General features: G+C 60.1%; 1 protein-coding gene. It reads left to right on the top strand.

Annotated features, from left to right (window positions below; genetic code table 11):
• Positions 1–8: 8 nt before the first annotated feature.
• Positions 9–107, top strand: coding sequence for a DUF4113 domain-containing protein (locus MKK65_RS31580; RefSeq protein ID WP_409565454.1), 99 nt, complete (start codon positions 9–11; stop codon positions 105–107).
• Positions 108–381 lie beyond the last annotated feature (274 nt).

The raw sequence follows: 381 nt of genomic DNA, 5'->3' as shown, positions 1-381 counted from the left end.
GCTGTAGCATCGTACCCAAGCGTGAGTGGAAACCGAAAGTCGAGATGCGCACGCCGCGCTACATTACCCCGTTCGGCGATCTGCCAGTGGCACACGCGAACTCGTGAGCCTGCACAGAGCTATGGTGTGAAAGAGCACCTGATTGGCATGCCAGTCCGACTTATGCGCAAACTGCTACTTCTAGGCGATTGCCTGCCGCAGTGCGGTGGCCTAGGTTTGCATGGCGGGATGGCGATGGCGTCTCGATCCTGCTGCCCTGAGGAGGGCGTTTCCTTCCTAGACTTCGGGCCGCTCCTTCGGGGGTGGCCTTTTCTTTGTCTGGGGCAGACTCGCTAGCCGAACTGAGTGCCGGCAGCAAGCAGGATGGTGCCAACTGCGGTT

The organism is Methylobacterium sp. J-001, assembly GCF_022829565.1.
Taxonomy (GTDB): domain Bacteria; phylum Pseudomonadota; class Alphaproteobacteria; order Rhizobiales; family Beijerinckiaceae; genus Methylobacterium.
Note: the sequence above shows the minus strand (reverse complement) of the source record. Positions and strands in the feature narration are given on the sequence as shown.